Source organism: Aliivibrio fischeri (assembly GCF_009727955.1).
In the GTDB taxonomy this organism is placed as follows: Bacteria; Pseudomonadota; Gammaproteobacteria; order Enterobacterales; family Vibrionaceae; genus Aliivibrio; species Aliivibrio fischeri_A.
In genome coordinates this window covers 202,050-226,944 of record NZ_WOBR01000003.1, presented here as the reverse complement: position 1 = coordinate 226,944, position 24,895 = coordinate 202,050, and the positions used below count along the sequence as shown (strand labels likewise).

The following is a 24,895-nucleotide window of genomic DNA, read 5'->3' as shown; positions in this document are numbered from 1 at the left end:
TAGCTATTCATTTTTATAAGAAGTGGGTGTAAAAAAGGCAATAATGCATGAAACATTATTGCCTAAAAGTAGCCGATATATGGTGTTTAAATTACATGCCTACTGACATGTGTAATCCATAAAACACGCCTCGGTTGATAAGTTCAGACACGAGAATACAAACAAAGCTTAATAATATTACTGGAAGCTTTGGTTGGCTTGACATCAAACGTGGCGAAAACATCAGAACCAAACCAACAAATAATAAGCCAAGGCGTAAAACTTGAAGTGTTGCCATGTTAGGTATGATGTCAGATGCAACAATGATTGCAGAACTGATATGGCTCAAACCAATCAATTGGCCAACCGTTGCCATTAAACTAATAGCAAGAGCAATTGATGCAAATACTGGTAAAGCATTATTTAACTCTGCGTGTTTATGATTAGTCGCGACCAATAACGTGTGAGCAAATGCTAGACCAGATATAGCCATGGTTAATAGGAACATTATTGGTGTGTAAATGCTGTTCCATGTTGGTACGGTATTAATTAAATACACCTTGATCATGGCATACATAAAACCAATACCGATAACCATAGAGATGAGCAATAAGCCTTTTTTCAATGCATCAGAGCCTTTATTCACCACTTTTAATAGCCAGTAAAAGCCACCAGCGGCAAAGAATAAGCTAGAAGCAAAGATCTCATTTGATAACCAAGAGCTACCAACACGATTAAGGGCGTTAAATGCTCTAAGTGGACTACCTAAATGCATTGTTGATGCGATTAACCCTAGTCCCATTAATACCCAGATAAAGAACATATTACGGTGTAATCGTACATCTTCATCTTGTGATAATTTACCACTTAATGTTACGCAACCTAATACTAAGAAGGCGCCGACAGTAGTTTGAGAGAGTACCGTGAATAAAATCAACGGCCATTCATGCCAAGCCATGTTATACCTCCTTAGGGTTTGCTAGATGACCCGTTTGGTCATCTGTTGGACGAGCATTACGGTTTGGTTTAATCACAATGTTTGGTTTTGTAATTAATGATGAAGGCAAAGGAGCGACATCTGCATTTGTTCCGTATTTTTCACGTAACTCTGCAATTGGACCAAATTCAAGAGCTCTTAATGGGCAAGAACCGACACAAATCGGCTCTAAGCCTTGGCCAACACGTTCATAGCAACCATCACATTTTGTCATGTGACCTTTTTCTTCATTGTACTGAGGTGCACCATATGGGCAGGCCATCGTACAATATTTACAACCGATACAAACTTCCTCGTCGACAACAACGAATCCATCTTCTCGTTTATGCATTGCACCTGATGGACATACTTTAGTACAAGCAGGTTCATCACAATGGTTACACGCAATAGATAGGTAGTATGAGTACACACTTTGGCGATAAATTTCGCCTTCTTTTAGCCAATCACCACCGGCATATTCATAGATACGACGAAAATTAACACCGACATCCAAGTCTTTGTTATCTTTACAAGAAAGTTGGCATGTTTTACAACCAGTACACTTACTTGAATCAATATAAAAACCGTATTGTTTCATTATTTAACCCTTATGCCTTCTTAACCAGTTGCACATCTACTAAGTTCGTATGTTGCGGATTACCTTTTGCTAACGGACTTGGACGTTGAGTTGTTAGTACGTTAATACAACCGCCGTGATCAACTCTTTGACCATCAGGGGCATACCAACCACCTTCGCCAAGAGCAACTACGCCCGGCATCATACGAGGGGTCACTTTTGCCGCGATATGAACTTCACCACGGTCATTAAAGATACGGATTAAATCACCATTGTTAATGCCGCGTTGTTGAGCATCCATTGGGTTAATCCACATTTCTTGAGGTGCTGCATCTTTTAAGATGCTTACATTTCCATAGGTTGAGTGAGCACGAGCTTTATAGTGGAATCCGGTTAATTGAAGTGGGTAATTACCCGTTTTTGATTCTTCATAGCCTTCAAAGTTAGGTACATAAATTGGAAGAGGGTGAATAACCTCGTCTTCTTTTAGTGTCCACGTACTTGCTAATTCAGCCAGTTTTTCAGAATAAATCTCGATTTTTCCTGTTGGTGTTTTAAGCGGATTGGCTTCAGGATCTTTACGGAACTCTTTATAAGCAACGAAATGTTCGTCAACTTTACGCTTATAAATACCTTGTTCACGCATAGCGTCAAATTCAGGTAAGCTTGGATCTTGAGCTCGGGTTAATTGGTAGAGGTGACGCAGCCAACCTTCTTGATCTCGACCTTCAGTAAATGCTTCTTTCACACCTAACTTATCAGCAAGGCCAGTACAAATATCATAGATACTTCTAGCTTCAAATTGAGGTTTGATCGCTTGAGAAGCAAAGATAAAGTAAGGCATGTTACCTGCTGATGCGTCCATACAGAAATCAGATTGCTCAGAGGTGGTTAAATCGGGTAGAACGATATCCGCGTATTTTGCAGATGACGTCATGTGATTATCAATAACCACGATCATTTCACAGGCGCTGTCATCTTGTAAGATAGTATGCGTACGGTTGATATCAGCATGTTGGTTAATAATACAGTTACCAGCGTAGTTCCAAATAAACTTGATTGGCACATCCAGTTTTTCTTTTCCTCGGATACCATCTTTCGTTGCTGTCATTTCAGGGCCACGAACGATTGCATCTGTCCATAAGAACATCGGAATAGAGGCTTCTACTGGGTTACTAAGCGTTGGGAAGCGAACAAATGGAATGCTTGAGCTACCTTCACGAGCACCAGTACCACCACCGTTAATACCGACATTACCAGTTAGAAGAGCTAGCATAGAGATTGCACGAGAAGCAATTTCACCATTAGCGGTACGTTGTAAGCCCCAGCCTTGGATAATTGCACACGGTTTTGTTGAACCGATTTCACGAGCAGTTTTAATGATAATGTCTTCAGGAATACCAGTAATTGTTGACGCCCATTTTGGTGTCTTTTCAGTATTATTACCACCAAGACCTAAAATATAAGACTTATAATCACTATTTGCAGGCGCTGATGCTGGAAGTGTTTTTTCATCGTAACCAACACAATATTTATCAAGGAAGGCTTGATCAACTAAGTCTTCTTTGATCATGACGTGAGCCATCGCAGCAATGAAAGCTGTATCGGTTCCTGGACGAATAGGGATCCACTGATCTTCACGGCCACCTGCGGTATCAGTATAACGCGGGTCGATAACGATCATGCGAGCATTAGATTTCGCTTTACCTTCCATGAAATGATGGATAACACCGCCACCAGACATGCGAGTTTCAGCTGGGTTATTACCAAATTGAACGATTAATTTGGTATTTTCTAAATCTGATGGTGAGTTATTAGCAGCAAAACCACCGTAAGTATGGTTTAAACCTTCTGCAATTTGTGCCGTTGAGTAATCACCATAGTGGTTAAGATAACCGCCGTTTAAATTCATTAAGCGAGCAATCAAACTGCCGCCTGGAGGCCAAGATTTAGTAACTGTACCACCTAGAGTACCTGTTCCGTAGTTTAGGTAAATCGCTTCGTTACCATATTCTTTTTTAATACGGTTAATGTTGTCTGCAATTTCAGTAAAAGCTTCATCCCAGCTAATACGTTTAAATTTACCTTCACCACGAGCACCAATGCGCTTCATTGGGTATTTTAAACGGTCAGGATTATAAACACGTCGACGCATTGAACGACCACGTAAACAAGCTCTTACTTGGTGATTTCCATATTCATCATCACCAGTATTGTCGGTTTCGACCCACTTAATTTCACCATTAGACACATGCATACGTAATGGGCAGCGGCTGCCACAGTTAACGGTACATGCACTCCAAACGACTTTATCTTCAGTCGTTGCAGGTTGTGGTGCAGCAGAAGCAGAGCGAGAAGCAAAAGGAAGCGCCATACCACTAGTAATAGCTGTTATTCCACCCAATATAGACCCGCCTTTTACAAAACTGCGACGGCTTATTTTTGGGGTTAGCAATTGTTTTAATTTCATGTATCGACATTCTCTAAATTTATATCTTGGGATTGATATGTTCCGATGGAAATTATTATCATTACGATCACTACCTCTCTATGGGTAGTTATTCACATAATTTAATTTTTATATATAAATAAACATTGTTTTTGATCAAGCAAAAGAGACTGAGTTATAAATATGACTATTAATAAGCCTAAATGTATCGATTTTGGGAATGTTGTTTCATGGGAAGAATAACTTTGCTAAATATTGAATATATTAATAGCGAATTTATTTGAGCGAGAACAAAAAAAACCTTAACACTTATAGTAAGATTTAAATCAATGGTTAAATTTTTATATAAGAATATTAATGGAAAGTATAAGTGCTGCGGCGAAATTATTTGGTAGTCTTTTTTATTACCCACTAAATAATGAGAATAATACTCAATACATAAATTATATTAAGCAAAGTGAAGATTTGAATGATACTGAGTTTTCAGATTTTATCCGAGCGTATGAAGTGACAGATAATGAACTTGTTGCTGATGATTTTCAGCGTTTGTTTGAAGGGTGTGATGTTATGCCAGCACCGCCTTGGGGTTCAGTATACCTAGATAGAGAACAAGTTATATTTGGTGATTCAACTTTACGTTTCCGCCAGTTTTTACTTAACCATAATATTGAGTTAAACACAGGAATGAGGGAGCCAGAAGATCAGTTTGGTCTCTCTTTATTAGCAATGGCTATGATGATCGATCAAGAAAAAGATGAAAGTGTTATTTCAGAGCTACTTTCAGAGCATTTATTGCCTTGGTCATATCATTATTTAGAGTTAGTTAAAAAACACAGTAAAACAGATGTATATAAAACATTATCGGATATTACTGCTGGTTGGTTAGCGGCATTACAAAAAGAACTTAATATTATACCACACGAATATAAGTTATATTTTTAATGAAAGATAAAAGAGATGAAAACTATTATCGTTCTTATTTGGAGCATAAAACCGTAAGCCGACGTGGTTTATTTCGTGGACTATTGTCAGGTGCAAATAAATCGTTAAAAGAGTCATCTCAAAATACAATTAAACCGACAGTAGCAAGATCTCCTTATGCTATTGAAGAGGGGCTATTCAGAGAGCTTTGCCAAGATTGCGAACAGTGCGCTGCTGTATGCCCTCAACATGTAATAGAGATGGTGGATGCTCGCCCTCAATTGAATCTTGATTATAATCACTGTACTTTTTGTGGAGAGTGTCAGTTGGTATGTGATTCAGGCGCTCTGGGTAAAGATCTAGGTATTATCAATTTACAACCTGAGTTTATTTCAAGTTGTAATAATAAACTTTCTGGAGGGTGTGAAGTGTGTGCTGATGCCTGCCCGCAGAAAGCGATAATTATCGAACCTAGAAAGTTGCCACAGGTGGACGCATCTTTATGTAATGGTTGTGGTTTATGTCGTTCTGCATGCTTTATTGGTGCTGTGCAAATGACCTTTGCTGTTCCAAGCTAGTATGTATTTTAATGCATTAAAAAAGGTGACGATTGAACGTCACCTTTTTTATTATTATGCGAGAAAATAACCGGCGTATTAACGCTGCTCTAATGGATAAGAGCGGTAACTCCACATTCCGTAAACACGTAATGCATCTCGATAGATACCTAATAGTTCTTTATCTGTAGGCACTTTTAGCTCTTCAAGTGGGCGATCATTTGCAGAGTAAGTATCAAACGTGATCCCTTTAGGGCCGGTTTGCCAACTTGCCACTTCAAATAATGCTTGTCCACGACGAACATGACTTGCAGAGCTGATGATAGTAGCATGATCGATATTATGTCGAGCTAATGCATAGCTACTGTATAAGGCATTTTCAACAGTACTTCTTGCGTAATTGTCTTCAATGATACGTGATGCATCAATGCCGTTTTTCACTAACCAATCAGCCATCAGTTTGCCTTCGGTTTTGTGGTTTTTAGGAACGCCTCCCGTTACAACAATGTATGAGTTAGGGTTTTTCTTCGCCATATCCAATGTTGCGTTTAAGCGATCAATCAAGATTGGGTTCATGCTGCCATCTGGGTTCAGAGCATAGCCTAAAGTAATAATGGCATTTTTGCCTTTACCTTGTTTTTTGATGGTATTACTTAATGGTGTTTCAACGATTCGGTCAATGGTTGACATTATCTTCTTCAGATCTGCAACACGGCCTTTATTAAGCTGCTCTAATGCCGTTAAGTGACGTGTAACTTCGCTTTTATTCCCTTTGAAGTTTTGCCAGATCACAAGATAAGAATGTGCATCAACATCATCTGGAGCCACGCTTAAAATTTGAGTAAAGAGTTCGATTGCGCGATCAACATTGCTGTTATAGATCTGAGCATTAGCAGCAGAAAAAAGTAGGTCAACTCGGTAAGGTTCAAGTTGGTAAGCTTCAAGAAGGCGATTAGTTATCATCTCCATGTTGCTTGGCATTTTTGCCGTAAATCCTGCATGCGAAATACGTGAAGGGTTCTTAAATACCTGATAAGCATCATTTAAAAGCTGATCCACAACCTGACGTTGAGAGGTCATCTCTGTATAGTCAACTTGTGGTTGAACGGTATCTAAAGCAGCAGCAACGTTTGTTGAGTACAGTGAGCCAGAGAAAATAACAGCAAGAGAAAGGGTAAGTAGGGTGCGTTTCATTATTTTTTATTCCAAAGGGTAAACGTAGTTTAATCCTATTACTTGAAAATAAAGAGTATTGTGAGCGCAATCGTATTTGGTTTTATTGGATTGAAATGAATCCTAATAGTGTGAACTAATGTCACACAAGAAAATAAGTAGGGCATGATAACCCTACTTTATGTGTTTTATTTTGTAATAACCTTACCTTCACGACGGGGATCCGCTGCACCAATAAGTGAGTTTTCTTGCAGTTTAATCGCTTGAACGCCAGAGTTTAGTTCTTTAACTTGAACTTTAAATCCTAGCTTTTCTAATTTAGGAACCCACGCTTCGGCTGGTGTATCTTTCTCTATTTCAAATGCCCCAAATCGATTATTCATATTAGGTAAGTCAATCGCTTGTTGTAAATTTAAGCCCCAATCAAGATGAGCAACCAAGGTTTTAGCTACATACCCTATAATTTGGCTGCCACCGGGAGAGCCAATTGCTATATAAGGTTTATTGTCTTTCATCACAATCGTCGGTGCCATGGAGGATCTCGGGCGTTTTCCCGGTTCAATACGGTTGGCGATTGGTATGCCATTAACGTGGCTTCTAAAGGAAAAATCGGTTAACTCATTATTTAATAAGAATCCTCTGACCATTAAGCGAGAACCAAAACCATTCTCTATTGTGGTGGTAATTGAAACGACATTACGCTCATTATCGACAATAGAAAAATGGCTCGTAGAAGGTAATTCAATCGCTTCGTCTAAAGCGTAATTATTGGCATGTGACCATGGAGGTGAACCTGCTGTGGTCTCAACTAACGCATTTTCACCTTGTAATAATTGAGCTCGTTGTTCCAAATAGTTTTTGTCTAATAAGCCTTGAGTTGGCATTGGTACATAATCACTGTCAGTTATGTACTTACCTCGATCTGCAAAAGCCAACCGAGAAGCATCACCGAGCAATCTCCAGCTTTGTACGTTATCCTTACCCATGTTTGAGATTGGGTAATGGCTGAGTATTCCCATGATTTGCCCAAGGGCTAATGCGCCGGAACTTGGCGGTCCCATTCCACAAATAGCATATTGACGATAAGGTGCACAGACAGGCTCACGCTCTTTCACTTGATAAGCTGTAAAATCAATTAAATTAAGCACCCCAGGGTTAGAGGTTTCATTTCTTACTGTATTTACAATATCTTCTGCGATTTCTCCTTGATAGAACGCTTTAGCTCCTTGCTCTGAAATCGCTTCTAATGTATTGGCATATTGAGGGTTTTTAAGTTGTTGTCCTGCTTTAATTGAGGAACCATCTTGATTAAAGAAATAGGCTTTTGTTACTGGAGAACGCTGTAGAAATTCTTGGTCATTATCAACCAATTTAGCTAAACGAGGACTAACTATAAAGCCTTCCGTTGCCAACTTAATTGCTGGTTTAAATAAGGTTTTCCAATCTAATTTCCCAAGCTTTTGGTGGGTATCCCACATTAGTTTTATTGTGCCAGGTGTACCAACCGATCGTCCTCCTACAACAGCGTCATAAAACTTAAGAGGCTCTCCTTTTTGATCTTGAAAGAGTTGAGGCGTAACTGCTAGTGGGGCAGTTTCTCTACCATCAAAAGTCGTTAGATCTTGTTTTTTTGCATCCCAGTAAACAAGGAATGCACCGCCACCGATGCCTGAAGATTGAGGTTCAACTAAGCCAAGAACTAATTGGGTCGCCACCATAGCATCAATAGCATTACCACCTTTGCGTAGCATTTCTGCTCCTGCTTCACTCGCATAAGGATTTGCAGAAGCAATCATCCATTCTTTGCCTTTTACTAGGCTTTGCTTGGTTAATCCTGTTGAGGCTTCTGGAGCAATATTGTCCGTGCTTTGAGCTGAGAATGATGCAGGACTTACGATAGAAGTAGAGATTAATAAGGCGAGTGTTGATGCTTTCCATTGCATAGCGGATCCTTAATCTAACAAAGACGGTTGAGTTAGAAAAAGACTGACAGAGGAAAAGAAGAGTGTCGAATAGCTTATTATGGTTCTTGGTTGATGCTCACATTTTAAACGAATTGAGAGTGAGTCATTCACTCTCAATATTATGTTTTATGAAGTGAAGTTACATTTCACGCCACCAATGAGATGTTATTTTTGGATCTGTGATCATGATTTTCTCCCCAATAATTGGGGTGATTAAACGTACTTTTTTTTCGGTACTAATAGCAGATACCTGCTCTAGAGGGTCTTGCCAATCGTGCAGAGCTAAATCAAACGTACTGTTATGAATTGGCATCATAGTTTGCCCTTTAACATCTAAATGTGCTTGTACACTTTGTGATGGGAACATATGAATATCTGACCATAATTCATTATATGCGCCAGTTTCAATCATCGTTAAATCAAATGGACCATATTTATCGCCGATCTCTTTAAATCCAGAAAAATAGCCCGAGTCACCACTAAAGAAAAGGTTGGCTTGCTTGCCTTTGATAGCCCAACTCCCCCATAGCGTGCTGTTTTTATCAGTTAAACCACGACCAGAAAAATGTTGGGTTGGTGCAAAAGAAAACTCAACATGATTAATCGTATGAGATTGCCACCAATCAAACTCGGTGATCTTATTCTCTTCTACACCCCATTTTTTGAGTAACTTCCCAACACGAAGAGGAACGACAAAGTGCTCTACTTTATCGTTTAACTGTTTTACTGCATGCTTATCGAGATGATCATAATGGTCATGGCTAATAGCAACCACTTGAATTGTTGGGAGATCAGAAATCGAGATAGGCGCAGCGTGAAAACGTTTTGGTCCTGCCCATTGAACAGGTGAAGCGCGATCACTAAAAACAGGGTCAGTTAAGATAAGTTGACCATCAAGTTTAATCAAAACAGAAGAGTGCCCGAGGCGATATAGCACGGCTTCTTTTTCTTGCATTAAATCATCAATAGAAATGGCTTGGACAGGTACCGTATTTTTAGGTGTGGCCTCAGTTCTTGTCGTTGAAATGTATGCTTTAGCGATATCCCAAATATTACTTGCACTGGAAGTGTATTCCATTTCGCTGTTTTTAAAACGAGCTTGGGAATCCTTCTCACCTTGTTGGAAATAAGAAAAAGTGAAAGCCATGACGGTAACTCCTATTAAAGCGATCTTTTTATTGATAATCAAAGTACGTTCTTTTTTCATATTTATCCCTTTTAACCACTCGTCATTTCTAAACACTTTCTTACTGTGATTGGTATTAGAGTAGCTAATTTTCCTTATTTCGTCGTTTTCCTTACGAGGATTCAGCCCTCTCATGAAGTAAACTACACCGACTAGTTTACATTTTAAAAGTGAAAAGTAAACTAGTTAGTGTAAAATGAATCGCAGTGGTGACAGTTTTTAATCGTTATCATGTTCTATATTTAAGGTATCTTTATGATTGAAAAGAAAAAAAACAGAAGTGAATTAAAGCGTGAAGCGATTCTTGCGGCAGCGAAAAAGGCATATCAAGATGATGGTGTGCAAAATACTAGCATGGATAAACTGGCATCTTTAGCTCAAGTATCAAAACGCACGGTTTATAATCACTTCTCATCTAAAGAAGCCTTAGTTATGGAGTTATTGTCTGATTTATGGCAAAACTCGATGGCAGATATTGATATTCAGTTTTCTGAAAATGTGAGTATTCAAGACCAACTAGAGCGATTGCTGCTCGCTGAGTTGAACGTTATTGGTGCTCAATCGTATCTAGACTTAGCGAAAGTGGCCTTTGGTCATTTCTTTTATAAACCTGATGAATTGCAACTTCAGGTTGAAAAAATGGCAGAGCAAGAGACGGCGTTATCTCGTTGGTTACAGTTAATGATGGACACAAAAAAGCTGACTATTGAAGATAAGCATAAAGCGGGAGTTCAATTACATAGCTTATTAAAAGGCAGTGCTTTTTGGCCTCAGTTAGTGGGTATGAGGGCTGTTTTATCTTCGGAAGAGAAAGAACAACTGGTTACTGAAACGGCTGATATGTTTTTGAGTCGTTATTTAAAAAGATAAAAAAGAAATACGATAAACGTCACAAGGCTCAAATACATACCAAAAAGATCCACCAGTTACAGTAATAATCGGCTAAAAAATACTCTATCATTGTGTGTATATTCAATGAGTAGGTGGGCTTAATGAAACAAAAGGATTTTTTTCTATATGCCGTTATGAGTGTGTTTTTAGGTATGCAAGGATGTGCATCATCTTCAGACATCAAGCAGAATGTAGGTACTTCTGAGATAGCTCATACAAAACAAACATTACAAATTGCTGGTCTAAAACATTGTAATAACGAAGGTAACGACTCAATTCACTTAAACCCAGATGAACCCTTAACAATTATTGTTCATGGTTGTTTTTCGTCTGCTGGACGCTTTGAGACCTTAGCCGATGTTTATGGACTATACGACCAACAAGCCATTTGTTTTGAATATGATGATAGAAAAAGTCTAGAAGACACATCAGGTGAGCTTGTAGCGGCTTTAAATCAGCTATCAACTCAAAATCCGAATCAAGACCTGCATGTCATTGGCCATAGCCAAGGAGGGTTGGTTGCCCGACGTGCATTAACTTCAGAAAGAGAAGACCAACAAACGGTCACGGCTAAGAAAGTGCAATTAACAACGGTTTCATCTCCCTTTAATGGTATTGAAATTTCATCGCACTGCGGAATCACACCGTTACGTATTCTCTCATTAGGTATTGTCGATTTGATTTGTTATGCCGTGACGGGAGAAAAATATCAACAAATACCGCCGAATGCTGATTTTATCGAGCAACCAGGTGATCTTGTCGCATCAGTCTCTCAGCATTTGGTGATCAAAACCGATGAGCGAAATTCGTGTCGTAAGGAAAATGACAAAGGAGAGTGTATTGAGGACGATTACGTTTTTAGTGTTAATGAACAATCAAACAATCAAGTTGATGATGGTGTGAACACGGATTTAGTAACCGTAAAAGCAGGTCATGTTGAGATTGTTGGAAATGGAGAGTCAGTACCAACAGATCTAATTAATATATTAAAACAGAAAGAAGTATTGGTGGATAAATCGGATATCAATCAACAAGAACAAGCTCGTTTACTTCAACTTCTTTATTCAACGCCACAAGAATCAAATCTATAAAAAAACCAGCCGGTGGAGGCTGGTTTATTTAAATGATGATGGTTATCTACCTACCGTACGTCTTTTTAATATAAGCTTCAAAATCATCACACATTTTTTGGTTAGACTCAGCATTACTTGCTAATGTTGTTGGCCCATCAATAATCGTGATGTTGGCATGTAGAGGTGCAACGTCTGCTTGAGTTCGAGAGTTTAACTCTGCGATTTTATCTTGCTCTACTTTCCATGCATCTTGTGCAGATAAGTTACACTCGTCAGCTAAGTATTTCGCGTTAAACCCTTCCCCTGTCAATGCAATGATAGAGTCATTGTGACTAACACTATTACCCGCATTCCAATAATGTTTTGCAAGTAATGGGCCGATCTCAGGGTTATCGGTTAAGTAGCCAAACTTCTCAGTGAAATAAGCGCGAGTTTGGTATACCGCCATGTGCGCAAGTAAATAGCCATGATAAGCACAAGCCGCTTCATCTGATACTAAATGTGGTATTGCCATTAATGGGCGAGGGCTACATGCTAGTCCTAAGATTTTTTTCTCTGAAGCACGAGCTAATGCAGTGATGTTTTCTGGTGTGAGTTCTTCGTCGCTTAATCGATATAACGCACGCTCAAAGTAAGGCACCACCAAAATGCTGCGCTCTTGGTATGCTTTAAACGGTTGTTTGGAATCAATGATAGCCTTAATAATCTCATCAGGAACAGGAGTACCATTATCATCTAATGCGTATTGTTTTAACCAGTCTGCATCGGTTAATAAGCTGTCACAAAACATCGATTGAGTTTCAGCGTATGCCATTGATGTTGGAGCAAACTCTTGAGAAAAACATGGTGCGTTCATTTTTACATTTGAGAAGTGAGCGGCATGACCACCTTCGTGGAATAAGGTATTCATACCATCATAACCACTACCAATTTGATCTGGCTTAGCGTTACTTGTGAAGTTAACTTTTGCTGCAATCCATTGGTTTTGATCGTAGAACGAAGGAATTGGACCATGGCAGAATCCATTTGGATATTTACCTTTACGATCTAATAAATCCAATGTTAACTCTGCGCCTGAAAATTCAATGTTCAAGCGACCAAATGATTCAACCCAACGGCGTAATGATTTAGAGAAAGGTACATATGGATCTAAATCTCGCATAGCATCGCCAGCAAATGAGAAAACGAAGTTATGTGCAAGTAGTGCATCTTTCCCTTTATCTGCAGCTAGTTGGTTTAAACTTCGTTGATGACATTCATGAGTACGCTTTTCAAAGTCATCCAAAATGGTAAATAACTCATCAGCACTCATTTTCTCTTTTTTCGTTACTGAATAATCAAAGAAAGTCTCAAATCCTTGAGAGCGAGCAAATTGGTTACGAAGTTTGATCAGTTCAATAAAGCCATTTTGTAGTAGCCATTGTTCTAAATCGAGAAAGGCTTGGTGAGCAGAGCGACGTGTCGCTTCATTAGAGCTGGTACGAACAACCGATGCAAGAACAGGAAGAGATCCTTCAACGGTATCACCCGCTTCATTCACATAAGTCATGGTGTGGTTTTGTTTTTTCTCAAACAAACCAGCTTCAAATTTTATCAGCTCTGATTTTAGTTTCTGTGCGGTTTCAGACTCAATAGCGTGTGATTCAAATGTAGCTAACCAGCCTTGTAATCCAATCAGAGTTTGCTCTTTTTCCTCTGTATTTGTAATAGATTGAGCTTGTTTGATTTGTTGCTTTATGGCTGGAATTTGTGTGGCGTCACTTAAGAATTGCGTCCAAGCGGTTTCAGCTTCTGTTGAGCCGTTATGATCATCACTCAGCCCCATGTAAGTATCCCAGAAGAAGTTTTCTTTGGTGCGATGAATAGATAAATAACGTTGATTTAAGTCATTAAGATAAGCGGTAGCAGTCATTTTCTTCCCTTTAATGCAGACTTGTGAACTGTGATTATGGCATAAATTGAGTAAGGAGAAAGTCGGATAAATAAAAAGCTCAATTTGTAGTTAAAAAGACGCAGATTTAAAGACGAAAGCTCTAAGATGAATCACATTGGGCTTTGTCTTTATTGGATATTTATACGTTTCGGAATTGAGCGACCAGAGCTCCTTGAGAATCAATTGTTTCTGAGAGAGTGCTGCACTCTTTCATCGTTTCATTTGCAATGTTGTGTGTATGCTCACAGACATTATTAATTGATTGAATATTTGTATTCATGTCTTCGGATACTTTGACAATTTGCTCAATCGCAACGGATATTTGAGTGTTTTTTTCAGCAATTGCACTCACTTGCTCAAAGGATTCTTGTAACGTATGGCCTGATTTATTTGCTGAATCTACGCATACACCAGAGAGTGATTTTCCTTGTTCCATTGCTTCAACGGCATCTTGTGTACTTTGTTGTATCTGTTTGATCATATCTTGAATTTCTTTTGCTGAATCTTGACTTCGCTGAGCTAATGCTCTGACCTCATCAGCAACAACAGCAAACCCTCTGCCTTGCTCTCCGGCTCGTGCAGCTTCGATTGCCGCATTTAATGCTAATAGATTTGTTTGTTCTGCAATCGCTTGTATCACGGTTAATACAGAACCAATTTCGTTTCCGCGAGCTTCCAGTGTTGCAATGATATTGGAGGCATTGGTTAATTGTGTTGAAAGCATTTGGATTGAGTTTACTGTCTCTGTGACTGTTGTCATTCCCTCAGAAGTGACTTGATATGCTTCTTCTGTTGCTTGAGCTGTACTTAGAACATTTGCCGCAATATCGTTAACGGAAGCTGACATTTCTTGGATAGCATTAGCAACCTGATTGGTTTCTTGAGTTTGTTCGTTTAGGTTATTAACGGTATCTAGGCAGTTAGAAGTTGATGATTTCGCTAGTGTTTCAATCTGCTCGTTAGAGTCTTGAATGCGTCCAATAATGGCATTAATTTCAGATTGGCGCATTTTTAACGCAAGTTCGATTTCTGAAATATCATCCACATGATTCGTGTAAATTAATTCCATTAGTGGATTATCAAAGACCGCTTTTGCTTTAGTTGATAATTGCTCTAAACGACGAGTTAATGAATAGACACTCAATAGCGAAAGTGTACTCAAGAGGCTTAAACCAAATAAAGGGGACCATTGATATGAAATCAGAGCCGCGACAATAAAACTAGGTATTAATGTTAAAGCAAAGCGTTGCCATAAACGAGTTCTTGGCAATGTTAGTTTTAATGGTTTCTTACCTGATTTTAATGATGCATATACTTTTTCAGCGTTAGCAATATGCTTTCGAGAAGGACTTAATCTAACAGATTGATACTCTTTTATTTCACCATTTTGAAGGATAGGAGATGCGAAGGCGTCAACCCAATAGTAATTTCCGTCTTTACATTTATTTTTAACTAATCCCATCCATGATTTTTTGTTTTTTAGGTGAGACCACATATCTTTAAATGCTTCACTCGGCATATCTGGATGGCGAACGATATTATGGGGTTGTGAATTCAGTTCATCTAACGTAAATCCAGCTACTTCACAAAAATTGCTACTTGCGTAGGTAATATGACTTGATGGGGAGGTGATTGATAACAAGTTATATTCTTTGGGAAATAGAACTTCTTTATTGTTAGACGGATCTGTCTTCATGTCTTTGTCTCTTTTTGTCTCGATAAATTCAGCAGCTAAATGTAAGCAAATATTACACCATACTGTATTTTTATTGAGGTTTTGTGCCTATTTTTTCTTGATGCCTTCTATAACCTTGTCCAATTTATTATTTATGTTGTGAAATCAAATCTGATTCATTGCTGTTGTGTGATGCTTTAGTGGTCTTGTTTAATACAAGTTTTATTTTTTGTTAAATAAAAAGCTGAGTGAATCAGGTGGGTCATATTTTTGACAAGGGAAAATCAATAATTATTAAAATAATATGCGAGTGTATAAGTTGATATTTTTCTTTTAAAAATCAATAAATCACTTCATTTCTCATTAGACTTTTATTCACTGTAACCTATTGAAATCTCATTACGGTAACGATTGCTTATTTATATTTTGCTCAGTTTGTGTGAAAATGCGCGCAAATTATGACTGCAACTTTAACGCACTTTAGTAAGGATAGTTCCATGTCTCAGGACAATGCACAGCAAACTGAAACAACATCAAATTTTGAAAAGAAATTAGATGGTTTTTTTAAGATTTCACAACGTGGTAGTTCAGTTCGAACAGAAATGATTGCGGGTTTAACTACTTTTTTAGCGATGGTTTATTCGGTTATTGTTGTACCAAGCATGTTAGGAGCGGCAGGTTTTGATACTGGTGCAGTATTCGTTGCTACCTGTTTAGTTGCTGCATTTGGCTCACTGTTAATGGGGTTATGGGTTAACTTACCAATGGCAATTGGTTGTGCTATCTCACTAACCGCGTTTACTGCGTTCAGTTTAGTATTAGGTCAAGGCGTAAGTATTCCTGTTGCGCTTGGTGCCGTATTTATTATGGGTGCTTTGTTTACACTTATTACGGTAACAGGCATTCGTCAGTGGATTTTAAATAACTTACCATCAGGTATTGCTCATGGTACTGGTATTGGTATCGGTCTCTTCTTACTGCTAATTGCAGCAGATGGTACGGGGCTTATCGTAAAAAATGCACATGCGGGTCTGCCTATTATGCTAGGTGATATTACTTCGTTTTCTGTGATCATGTCAGTACTTGGTCTTGCTGCTATCTTTGGTTTAGAAAAGAAACGAGTTCCTGGTGGCATTTTATTAGTGATTGTTGCTATCTCAATCATCGGTTTAATTTTTGATCCAAGCGTAACTTACAATGGGTTCTTTGCTTTGCCGAGTCTAGAAACCGCTGACGGTAGTTCATTGATCGGTTCTATGGATATCATGGGTGCTTTAACACCTGCGATTCTTCCTGTTGTCGTTGCTTTAGTTATGACGGCAGTGTTCGATGCGACTGGTACTATCCGTGCGTTAGCAGGTCAAGCAAACTTATTAGATAAAGACGGTAAAATCATTGATGGCGGTAAAGCATTAACGGCGGATTCTGCAAGCTCAATGGTTGCTGGTCTTGTTGGTGGTGCACCGGCTGCTGTGTACATTGAATCGGCGGCAGGTACTGCTGCTGGTGGTAAAACCGGCCTTACTGCAACGGTTGTTGGGGTGTTGTTCCTAGTGATGATCTTCTTATCACCAGTAAGTTACTTAGTACCTACTTATGCAACTGCTCCTGCACTTATGTACGTTGGTTTATTAATGCTAAGTAATGTATCTAAACTGGATTTTGAAGATTCAGTTGATGCGTTATCTGGCCTTGTGTGTGCGGTATTCATTATTCTTTCTGCAAACATCGTAACAGGTATTATGATCGGTTTTACTACACTTGTTGTTGGCCGTGTTTTTGCTGGCGAGATTAAGAAACTGAATGTTGGTATTGTCTCTATTACGATTGCATTGATTATTTTCTATGTTGGTGGTTGGGCTATTTAAGTTGCCATAATAGATTGTTCAAAATTAAAAACGGATGGTATAAGCCATCCGTTTTTTTATGCGTGAAGTTGATTAAACTTACGGTTTTAGAGTATGGAATCCAGAGTAAATGCGAGTAAAGGTGGTAAACCAACAAGCGGCACCAAAAACATAGGCGATAATGGCAAAATGGGTTGGAAACAGACAAAATGCGATAAAACACGCAATGGTTTCTGTTCCTTCGGTTAAGCCGCTCATGTAATAAAGGGATTTGTGTTTATAAACTGGATTATCAATTCCTTGCTTACTTGCCATGATGGCAAAAGCTAAAAAACTACTTCCTGTCCCAACAAACGAGAAAATTAAAAACGCACCCGCAATGGCATTTTGATCAGGATTAGCAAGAACAAATCCAAAAGGGATCAAAGAATAAAACAGAAAATCCAAACTGATATCAAGAAAGCCTCCCGCATCGGTGATGCCCTGTATTCGAGCTAATGCCCCATCTAATCCATCACAAATGCGATTCAAAACAATAAATACTAGAGCCAACAAATATTGCTCTGCAATAAGAGCTGGGAAAGCTAAGCAACCTAAAACAAAGCCAAATAGCGTCGTTTGGTTGGCTGTAACTCCCAGTTTATTAACTAGTTTGGCACTTTGCGCTAAAGGCCAACGAATTACTTTAATACTGAAACTATCAAGCATGAGTTATCTCCCAAGGCCAAGTAAGAACTCGACTTCCTTGTGGTACATCTTCTTTATCGTGCGTCACCATTAAAGCCGGAATATTGGCTTCTTTTAGCTGTTCAACCACCCAATCTCTAAATTGAATACGAAGGTCTTTATCTAGTTTACTAAATGGTTCATCCAGAAGGGCCACTTTGGGTTTTGCAAGTAGCATACGAGTTAAACTGATGCGAGCTCGTTGACCACCAGAAATCTGAGCAGGAAAAGAGTTGGCGAGTTTAGTTAATGAGATATGCTCTAATGCTTGCATTGCTTGTGTTTTACGATCATTGCCTTTGATTGCATTAGGCAGTGCAAACGCTAAGTTTTCCCAAACGGTGAGGTGAGGAAATAACAAATCGTCTTGAAATAAGATCCCGACATTACGTTTGTGAGCAGGGAGCTTGGTTAAATCAGTACTGTCTAGAGTTAGGTTTCCAGAATAAGAAAATTCATCAGACAGATGGCCAGCAATGACATCTAGCAAAGTTGATTTTCCACAGCCACTAGGCCCCATTAAGGTTAGGATTTCTCCTTTTTTTACTCTCATATTCAGAGAGGTAAATAGAGCTTCACCACCAGTTTTATGAATAGCGAGGTTTTCGAGATAAAGACACATTTGGTAATTAACCTTAAATAGAAAGACGGCGACATTTCATCGGCAAACGGCTGATCATAATCGCAAAGGTAAAGAAAAATAACGGTAGTAAAGCCTGCCAAATTGCGTATATCGCAGTCACTCTACGATCAAAACCGCTTGAAAGCGCAACCGCTTCAGTTGTAATCGTGCTAATTCGACCCGCGCCGAGCATTAATGTCGGAAGGTATTGCGCTAAACTCACGCTGATCCCAACCGCCCACGCAAAAACAATAGCAGGAAGTAAGATCGGCATTTTTACCTTCCACCACGCTTGAAATGGTGATTTTCCTAAGCTTAGAGCAACACGAGTAAGACCCGTATCAAAACTCTTCCAAGGACCATCGAGAGCTAAGTAAACAAATGGGAAAGCAAAGAAAATATGTGCCCAACACACCCAGAAGAAATAGGAATCGCTACTTAGATAAAGTGTCACCACTTGCAAGCCAAATAATATAGAAAGTTGAGGGATAAGCATTGGAATCGCAATGATATAGCCCGGAACTTGCCATTTGTATTTAATGCGGTATTCATGAGCTAACACCGCAAGCACTAGCGCAATAGAAGCGGTAATGATAGCAATGGAAAGACTCTGATTTATGGTGCTTAAAATGCTGTCCCATTCTAGTTGCCAAAATCGTTCACTATAACGACTTGGTAATAAATCTGGGAAGCGCCAACGTTGTGCAAAACTCCAGATAAGCATTAATGGCACCATTAACACTGTGAGTGAAATGATGAGTAAGAAAAGTGATTTACCAGGAAGAGAAATACCGCTACGGCCTGAATATTGCCAGCATCTAATGCCTTTTGTTATCGTCCATTCAACCAAGCGAGCAAAAGCGATTAATAGAGAAGCAATGGCAAAAAGTACAACAGCTCCAGCCGCTGCACGAGGCAGTAAGCTCAAGTCAGGCTCCGTAAACCATTGCCAAACTAAAACCGCAAAAGTCGGTGGGTTGGTTGGCCCAATAATTAATGCGACATCAACAACAGATAAACTGTACGCAATAACCGCAAGCATAGGGAAACGCAATTTTGTTAACCATTGTGGAAACACGCATTTCCACCACATTTGTGCTTTGCTATAACCCAAAGAGGCACTGACTTTCTCAATTTGGTCAATTTTGAGTTGAGTAAGAATTGAGATGCTCATTAGCAGTAAAAACGGCACTTCTTTTAATGCCAGCATCACAATTAAACCAAGTGCATGAGGGTCTTTGATTAAGAATGCGAGATCATTAATGTCTTGAGGTGAAGCATCGTAACCAAATAGGCTATGAAGAGCGCGAACTCCCATCCCTGTTGGTGCAAACAAAAAAGCAAAACCAATAGCAAAAGCGACATGGGGTGTAGCTAATAAAGGCGATAGTGATAACTCCACTTTTCGCCAAAATTTACTTCCCCATGTGGCTTGTAAAACAGCGAAGGTGATCAAACACGCTAAGTAGCTGCTTGCAATGGCTGAATATATTGTGAGCCCGATTGAGCGCCATACTCCCTCCCAAGAAAAGACCAATGCAAAACCATCCAAAGAAAAGTGATGCATACCAAGAGGTGGAATATAGCCCAGAGCAGACACTGCAACTCCCAGTAAACCGGGAAGTGTAGGCAGAATACAGACTGCAATAATAATAAGATATAGAGCTCGTAACATACTAATTTTACTTAAACTTAACTACCGAAGCGTTTTAACCATTCTTTTTCGATAGCCGCTTGCCAACTTGGGTGCGGTTCAGAAACAGATTTAAATTGTTGTGTATTCTTTGCGCTACCCGTTAGGTATTTGCTACTTAATACAGAGGGATCACCCCAGACATTCAAATCCCCTTTACGAGATTGTGCCTCTGGGCTTAATAAGAAATTAATGGCAACTTGTGCACCTGCACTTGCTTTTGCATTCCATGGAATGGCTAAAAAGTGAATGTTAGATAGTGCACCAGAATCCATGGCATAAGCTTTAGTCGTATTAGCTAAGTTACCATTGGCTTGTGCAGAATATACAGCGTTTGGATTGAAAGTAACGGCTAAATCAAGCTGTCCATCATCAAGTAGTTGAATGGTTTCTGATGTACCTGCAGGGAACTGCTTACCGCCACGCCAGGCCACTTTATGGAATTTTTCTAGGTAATCCCACAGTGGTGCGGTTACGGCATTAAAATCCGATTCAGAAACGGGTTTTTGCAGCGCAGGATTGTTATCGGTTAGCTCAATCAACATAGATTTTAAGACGCTCGTCCCATGAAACTCTGGTGGGCGAGGGTAACTTAAGCTGTTTGGTTTTTTCTGAGCATAACTTAACATTTCAGCAAATGAATGTGGTGGGTTCGTTAGGTTCTCAGAGTCATGAATAAATACCAGTTGACCCACTCCCCAAGGCGCTTCTAAACCATCGGTTGGCTCTGAAAAGTCTACATCGACTGGTAGCATTTTATCGACGTATTTCCAACTTGGTAAATCTTGAGTAAACGGACCAAACAATAATTGATTGTCTTTCATGGATTTGAAGTTTTCACCGTTAATCCAAACCATATCGACACTACCGTTCGTGTTTTTATCTGCTGCTTTTTCGGCAATCAGGCGTGGAATAGTTTCAGAAATATCACTGACTTTTACGTGTTTTAACGTCACTTGGTATTTTGATTGCAGTTCTTTATTTGCCCATTGAAGATAATGGTTAATCTCTTGGCTACCGCCCCAAGCATGAAAATAAACCGTTTGTCCTTGAGCTTCTTTTTCAATTTGTGTCCAATCGGTGGCAAAAGAGGAGGTTGCAAAAAGTGAAGCCATGATCCCGATGGTGGTAAGTTGCTTATTCATAAAGTCATCCGTTGAGTATTTTATTGGTTATAGCAAGCGTACTGTTTATTACTCTTATTTATTATAAAAAGTGTGATAGCGGTAAGAGTTTTTTGTTGTATTGGTAGTAACAACAAAAGGACAGTAATGTGTTCTTAACTATTATACCTCTGGTATTAATAATAGTTTCAAACAATTACCATCCTTTTTAATAACGTTTAGCAATACGTTGGATACCAATGTTCTAAGGTTATCGCTTTATTATTTTGCTAACTCTTCCATATTGATGCCTTTCTTCTTCGCAATGTATTTTGGAATTAGAGACATGCCAAATAGGATCAGACCCGCAACCGCAAATTTAACTAATAACATTGCAGATACGCCGTTCGTTGCAATATCACCTGCCATGTAAGCAAAAATGAATGCGCCCGGTGCCATTGTGATTAAAGAAACTAAAGCGTAAGTACCTAAGTTTAAGCTCGTTAAACCATAAGCGTAGTTTTGTAAGCTAAATGGGAACACAGGAACTAAGCGAGTTAAGATTAAGAAGCTTGTACCGTTCTTTGCCACACCATCATCAATTTTCTTAAAGATTGGGTTATCGCCAAATTTTTTCATGATGGTATTACGAAGTAAGAAACGAGCAACGATAAATGCTACAACTGCGCCTAATGTCGCTGAAAATAGCGCTAAAACGCCACCTTTGATTGGGCCAAATACGATGCCAGCCACAATTGTGAAGGCACTGCCTGGTAGTAAAAATACACAAGCAAACACAAATGCTGCGACAAATACTATGTAACCCCAAGCACCAAAGCCTGCGATCCACTCTTGAAGACTCTTGATATCGGTAATGATCTCAAGAATACCGGTTTGTTTTGCTGCAAATAATGCCAGTGCAATTACCGCAATGATAAGTGCAATTTTTACGAATTTCATTTTACATCCCTTTAATTAGTCAACAGACATACATTTGATTAAGCCAGCTTTTGATTTATAGCGGTTGAACCATGATTTCACAGGACTTGCTAATACGTTGACTGGTGGTTCATCACCATTCATGATCACGGGACCAAACATTAAATCAAGGATATGCCACGCTTTAGTACCTACGCCCATCATAGAAGCACGACATGCAGAGCAATACACTACAACGTGACCCGTTTTAAACTCTTCAACACGACGTTGAATAACACGTTTAGCCACATCAGGGTTGGCAGGAACCACCATGCCACCAAAGCCACAACAACGTGTGTTCTCTTTTGTGTATTCTGGCTCTGCAATTTGGTAACCAAGTTCAGTTAAGATCCAGCGAATACCTGCTTGAAGCTCACTTTCATAACGTGTAGAACAAGAGTCATGAATGGTGAATACCACATCGCTGTTTTTCGCTTTACCAATTAACTCAGCAGGAAGGCCGATTTGAGGTAGCAATTTCCATAGTGATACCGGTTTTTGATTACCGCCTGATTTTTTAATGACCGCATAGCAGCTTTGACAAGCCACGATCACTTCTTGTGCATCAAGCTTATCGAAATCCGCTTGCAGTTGACCGTAACGCTCTTTAAATAGCTCTGTTTGACCGATAGCTGATGTTGGTTTACCACAACACTTTTGTACTGCCCCCATATCTGGGTACACTTCTTTTAGATATTTTGCGATGCTTGCAACGCCTTCTGGCGAGTAGGATGGCAGACTGCATCCTGGCATAAATACTTTATTACTCATTTTGAAGCCACCGTACGTTTAGCCATAGTGAAGAATTTAGAGAAGCCAAGCTTCTGGTGCATATTGATTGCTTTGTGTCCCGGAATTGGAGAGTTACCGCCATTGGCATTAACAAAATCCACACGAGCACTTAAGAACATCTCTTTCATTGGGTAGTCTTTAGGGCAAACAATCGTACATTGGTCACAGGCATTACATGAATAAGCCAATAGGGGATCCATGGCTTTGTTATTAATGAAGTCACTAAACAAGGTTTTAGGGCAATCGCCAAAGTCATTCATCATCACACATTCATTCATGCACAATTTACAAGTACATTGCAGACAGCGAGATGCTTCTTGCTTGATTTGTTCTTCTGAAAAACCAAGATCAACTTGTTTAAAATCTTGCTTACGTTCTTCAGCATCACGTAATTGGCCGTGTAGGCGAGGCGTGTCAGTCGTGCCTTTTGGAAGCGGAATATCAAGGCGAGAAGGGTAGTTGTACTCTTTCTCAAAATCACGATTTTCAGTAAGAGGGCGCTTAGCGAATTGACGCTCAATACTCAGTGCCGCTTTATGACCTAGTGCCATTGCCTCAACAACAATGTTACCGCCACAGGCATCACCAGCAACGTAAACACCGTCAACAGAAGACGCTAGTGTATCTTTATCAACTACGTAACGGCCGCCACGAGTTTGTTCAAGAGCACCATCAGTAATGTCTGCTACTACTTGTCCTGTTGCGAAAATAACGGTATCTACAGCGATCGTACGGGTCTCATCTGAGTAACTTGGTGCAAAGTTGCCATTTTCATCAAAAATAGAAATGACTTTTTTAAGTACGATTCCAGTTACTTTTCCGTCTGTTTCTTCAATTGAAATCGGTCCCCAGCCAGCGTTAAATAACACGCCTTCTTCTAGAGATTCATCAATTTCAATTTGGCTTGCAGGCAGTTTCGCCATTTCTTCTAATGAACATTGGTGTACTTCATCTGCACCGATGCGCCATGATGAACGAGCACAGTCCATAGCAACGTCTCCGCCGCCAATGACCATGATTCGCTTACCTGCACGAGGGAAATCACGAGTTTCTGATACTTCTTTTAGATACTCAACCGCAGAGAATACGCCTTGCGCTTTGTGACCTGGAAGTGGAATGATTGAACCAACATGAGCACCGTGAGCTAAAACAATAGCGTCATGAGAAAGACGAAGTTCATTGAAAGAGATATCTTTACCTATCTCTACTCCGAATTTCGTTTCAATGCCTAACATATCTAAATAGCCGTATTCAAAATCGATAACATCACGCGGTAAACGGTATTCAGGAATACCCACACGCATCATGCCACCGTAAACATTCAGCTTTTCATAGATCGTCACTTGGTGACCGCTACGGCGAAGCTCAATCGCTGCTTGTGCACCAGCAGGGCCTGCGCCAACGATAGCGATTTTTTTACCGCTGTCATTGGCAACGGTGAGATCCCAATTGCTTTGTTTATCCATTTTTTCGGCAACAAAGCGTTTGATCCCTGCAACACTGATTGGTTGGTTAAATTCAGTATTACGACGACATGCAGCTTCACATGGGTGAGCACAAATACGGCCAAGAGTTTGAGGTAAGAAAAGTTTGCCGCGGATCAGATCTAAGGCTTCTTGGTAGTTACCTTCACCCGCTAAGCGTACATATTGTTTCACATCCGTGTGCATTGGACATGCAGTTTGACATGCTGGGTCGGCATCACCCATGCAGCCATCTACGACCATTTGGGCGGTATCGTAGAGTTTTTGACTAAAAATTACATTGCTCATTTTTATTA

General features: G+C 39.6%; 20 protein-coding genes. 5 read left to right on the top strand and 15 right to left on the bottom strand.

The window, feature by feature from the left end:
• Positions 1-91: 91 nt before the first annotated feature.
• From GNP81_RS02830 to GNP81_RS02820, 3 genes are read right to left on the bottom strand one after another with little or no spacing between them, the layout of a single operon-like run.
• Positions 92-937, bottom strand: a complete 846-nt coding sequence (locus GNP81_RS02830; protein ID WP_155674141.1) for a dimethyl sulfoxide reductase anchor subunit family protein — start codon at positions 935-937, stop codon at positions 92-94.
• A gap of 1 nt (position 938) precedes the next feature.
• Positions 939-1,553: a DMSO/selenate family reductase complex B subunit gene (locus tag GNP81_RS02825; RefSeq protein ID WP_005421848.1), complete on the bottom strand. Its 615-nt coding sequence runs from the start codon at positions 1,551-1,553 to the stop codon at positions 939-941.
• Positions 1,554-1,563: 10 nt separating this feature from the next.
• The gene (locus tag GNP81_RS02820; RefSeq protein ID WP_155674140.1) at positions 1,564-4,002 is read right to left on the bottom strand and encodes a DmsA/YnfE/YnfF family dimethyl sulfoxide reductase; all 2,439 of its coding nucleotides are present in this window, start codon (positions 4,000-4,002) and stop codon (positions 1,564-1,566) included.
• A gap of 336 nt (positions 4,003-4,338) precedes the next feature.
• On the opposite strand from GNP81_RS02820, the gene GNP81_RS02815 reads away from it, so the two are divergent.
• Together GNP81_RS02815 and GNP81_RS02810 are read left to right on the top strand one after the other, a co-directional pair.
• On the top strand, positions 4,339-4,923 hold the full coding sequence (locus GNP81_RS02815; protein ID WP_005421852.1) for a molecular chaperone TorD family protein: 585 nt from the start codon (positions 4,339-4,341) through the stop codon (positions 4,921-4,923).
• Entirely contained in the window at positions 4,923-5,480 is a 558-nt protein-coding gene (locus GNP81_RS02810) for a ferredoxin-type protein NapF (protein WP_012535515.1), read from the top strand. Before GNP81_RS02815 ends, GNP81_RS02810 begins: the two co-directional genes overlap by 1 nt.
• A gap of 78 nt (positions 5,481-5,558) precedes the next feature.
• On the opposite strand, the gene GNP81_RS02805 is transcribed toward GNP81_RS02810, so the two are convergent.
• The 3 genes from GNP81_RS02805 to GNP81_RS02795 form a co-directional block, all read right to left on the bottom strand.
• Positions 5,559-6,653, bottom strand: a complete 1,095-nt coding sequence (locus tag GNP81_RS02805; protein ID WP_155674139.1) for a YdcF family protein — start codon at positions 6,651-6,653, stop codon at positions 5,559-5,561.
• A gap of 167 nt (positions 6,654-6,820) precedes the next feature.
• Positions 6,821-8,575, bottom strand: a complete 1,755-nt coding sequence (gene ggt, locus GNP81_RS02800; RefSeq protein WP_155674138.1) for a gamma-glutamyltransferase — start codon at positions 8,573-8,575, stop codon at positions 6,821-6,823.
• 160 nt (positions 8,576-8,735) lie between these two features.
• A complete protein-coding gene (locus GNP81_RS02795) occupies positions 8,736-9,803 on the bottom strand; it encodes an MBL fold metallo-hydrolase (protein WP_155674137.1) in 1,068 nt (355 codons plus the stop codon).
• 234 nt (positions 9,804-10,037) lie between these two features.
• Here GNP81_RS02795 and GNP81_RS02790 point away from each other — a divergent pair, with 234 nt between their 5' ends.
• Both GNP81_RS02790 and GNP81_RS02785 read left to right on the top strand, forming a co-directional pair.
• On the top strand, positions 10,038-10,652 hold the full coding sequence (locus tag GNP81_RS02790) for a TetR/AcrR family transcriptional regulator (protein WP_063649259.1): 615 nt from the start codon (positions 10,038-10,040) through the stop codon (positions 10,650-10,652).
• A gap of 122 nt (positions 10,653-10,774) precedes the next feature.
• Complete coding sequence (locus GNP81_RS02785; RefSeq protein WP_155674136.1) at positions 10,775-11,764, top strand: esterase/lipase family protein; 990 nt, start codon at positions 10,775-10,777, stop codon at positions 11,762-11,764.
• Positions 11,765-11,810: 46 nt separating this feature from the next.
• Here GNP81_RS02785 and GNP81_RS02780 read toward each other — a convergent pair whose 3' ends face one another.
• Both GNP81_RS02780 and GNP81_RS02775 read right to left on the bottom strand, forming a co-directional pair.
• Positions 11,811-13,658 (bottom strand): M3 family metallopeptidase, encoded by a 1,848-nt coding sequence (locus tag GNP81_RS02780; RefSeq protein WP_155674135.1) that lies wholly within the window; start codon positions 13,656-13,658, stop codon positions 11,811-11,813.
• Positions 13,659-13,818: 160 nt separating this feature from the next.
• A complete protein-coding gene (locus GNP81_RS02775; protein ID WP_155674134.1) occupies positions 13,819-15,375 on the bottom strand; it encodes a methyl-accepting chemotaxis protein in 1,557 nt (518 codons plus the stop codon).
• 476 nt (positions 15,376-15,851) lie between these two features.
• On the opposite strand from GNP81_RS02775, the gene GNP81_RS02770 reads away from it, so the two are divergent.
• Entirely contained in the window at positions 15,852-17,222 is a 1,371-nt protein-coding gene (locus GNP81_RS02770) for an NCS2 family permease (RefSeq protein WP_155674133.1), read from the top strand.
• Positions 17,223-17,300: 78 nt separating this feature from the next.
• Here GNP81_RS02770 and GNP81_RS02765 read toward each other — a convergent pair whose 3' ends face one another.
• From GNP81_RS02765 to GNP81_RS02735, 7 genes are all read right to left on the bottom strand, one after another.
• The gene (locus tag GNP81_RS02765; RefSeq protein WP_155663768.1) at positions 17,301-17,909 is read right to left on the bottom strand and encodes a CDP-alcohol phosphatidyltransferase family protein; all 609 of its coding nucleotides are present in this window, start codon (positions 17,907-17,909) and stop codon (positions 17,301-17,303) included.
• Complete coding sequence (locus GNP81_RS02760; RefSeq protein WP_069594206.1) at positions 17,902-18,549, bottom strand: ATP-binding cassette domain-containing protein; 648 nt, start codon at positions 18,547-18,549, stop codon at positions 17,902-17,904. The genes GNP81_RS02765 and GNP81_RS02760 overlap by 8 nt, the downstream gene beginning before the upstream one ends.
• A gap of 13 nt (positions 18,550-18,562) precedes the next feature.
• Entirely contained in the window at positions 18,563-20,224 is a 1,662-nt protein-coding gene (locus GNP81_RS02755) for an ABC transporter permease (RefSeq protein WP_155674132.1), read from the bottom strand.
• A gap of 17 nt (positions 20,225-20,241) precedes the next feature.
• The gene (locus GNP81_RS02750; protein ID WP_054776211.1) at positions 20,242-21,387 is read right to left on the bottom strand and encodes an ABC transporter substrate-binding protein; all 1,146 of its coding nucleotides are present in this window, start codon (positions 21,385-21,387) and stop codon (positions 20,242-20,244) included.
• Positions 21,388-21,627: 240 nt separating this feature from the next.
• Positions 21,628-22,305, bottom strand: coding sequence for a TVP38/TMEM64 family protein (locus GNP81_RS02745; RefSeq protein WP_005421869.1), 678 nt, complete (start codon positions 22,303-22,305; stop codon positions 21,628-21,630).
• 15 nt (positions 22,306-22,320) lie between these two features.
• On the bottom strand, positions 22,321-23,094 hold the full coding sequence (locus GNP81_RS02740) for a heterodisulfide reductase-related iron-sulfur binding cluster (RefSeq protein WP_005421872.1): 774 nt from the start codon (positions 23,092-23,094) through the stop codon (positions 22,321-22,323).
• Positions 23,091-24,887, bottom strand: coding sequence for an FAD-dependent oxidoreductase (locus tag GNP81_RS02735; RefSeq protein WP_063649920.1), 1,797 nt, complete (start codon positions 24,885-24,887; stop codon positions 23,091-23,093). The genes GNP81_RS02740 and GNP81_RS02735 overlap by 4 nt, the downstream gene beginning before the upstream one ends.
• Between the last annotated feature and the right edge of the window lie 8 nt (positions 24,888-24,895).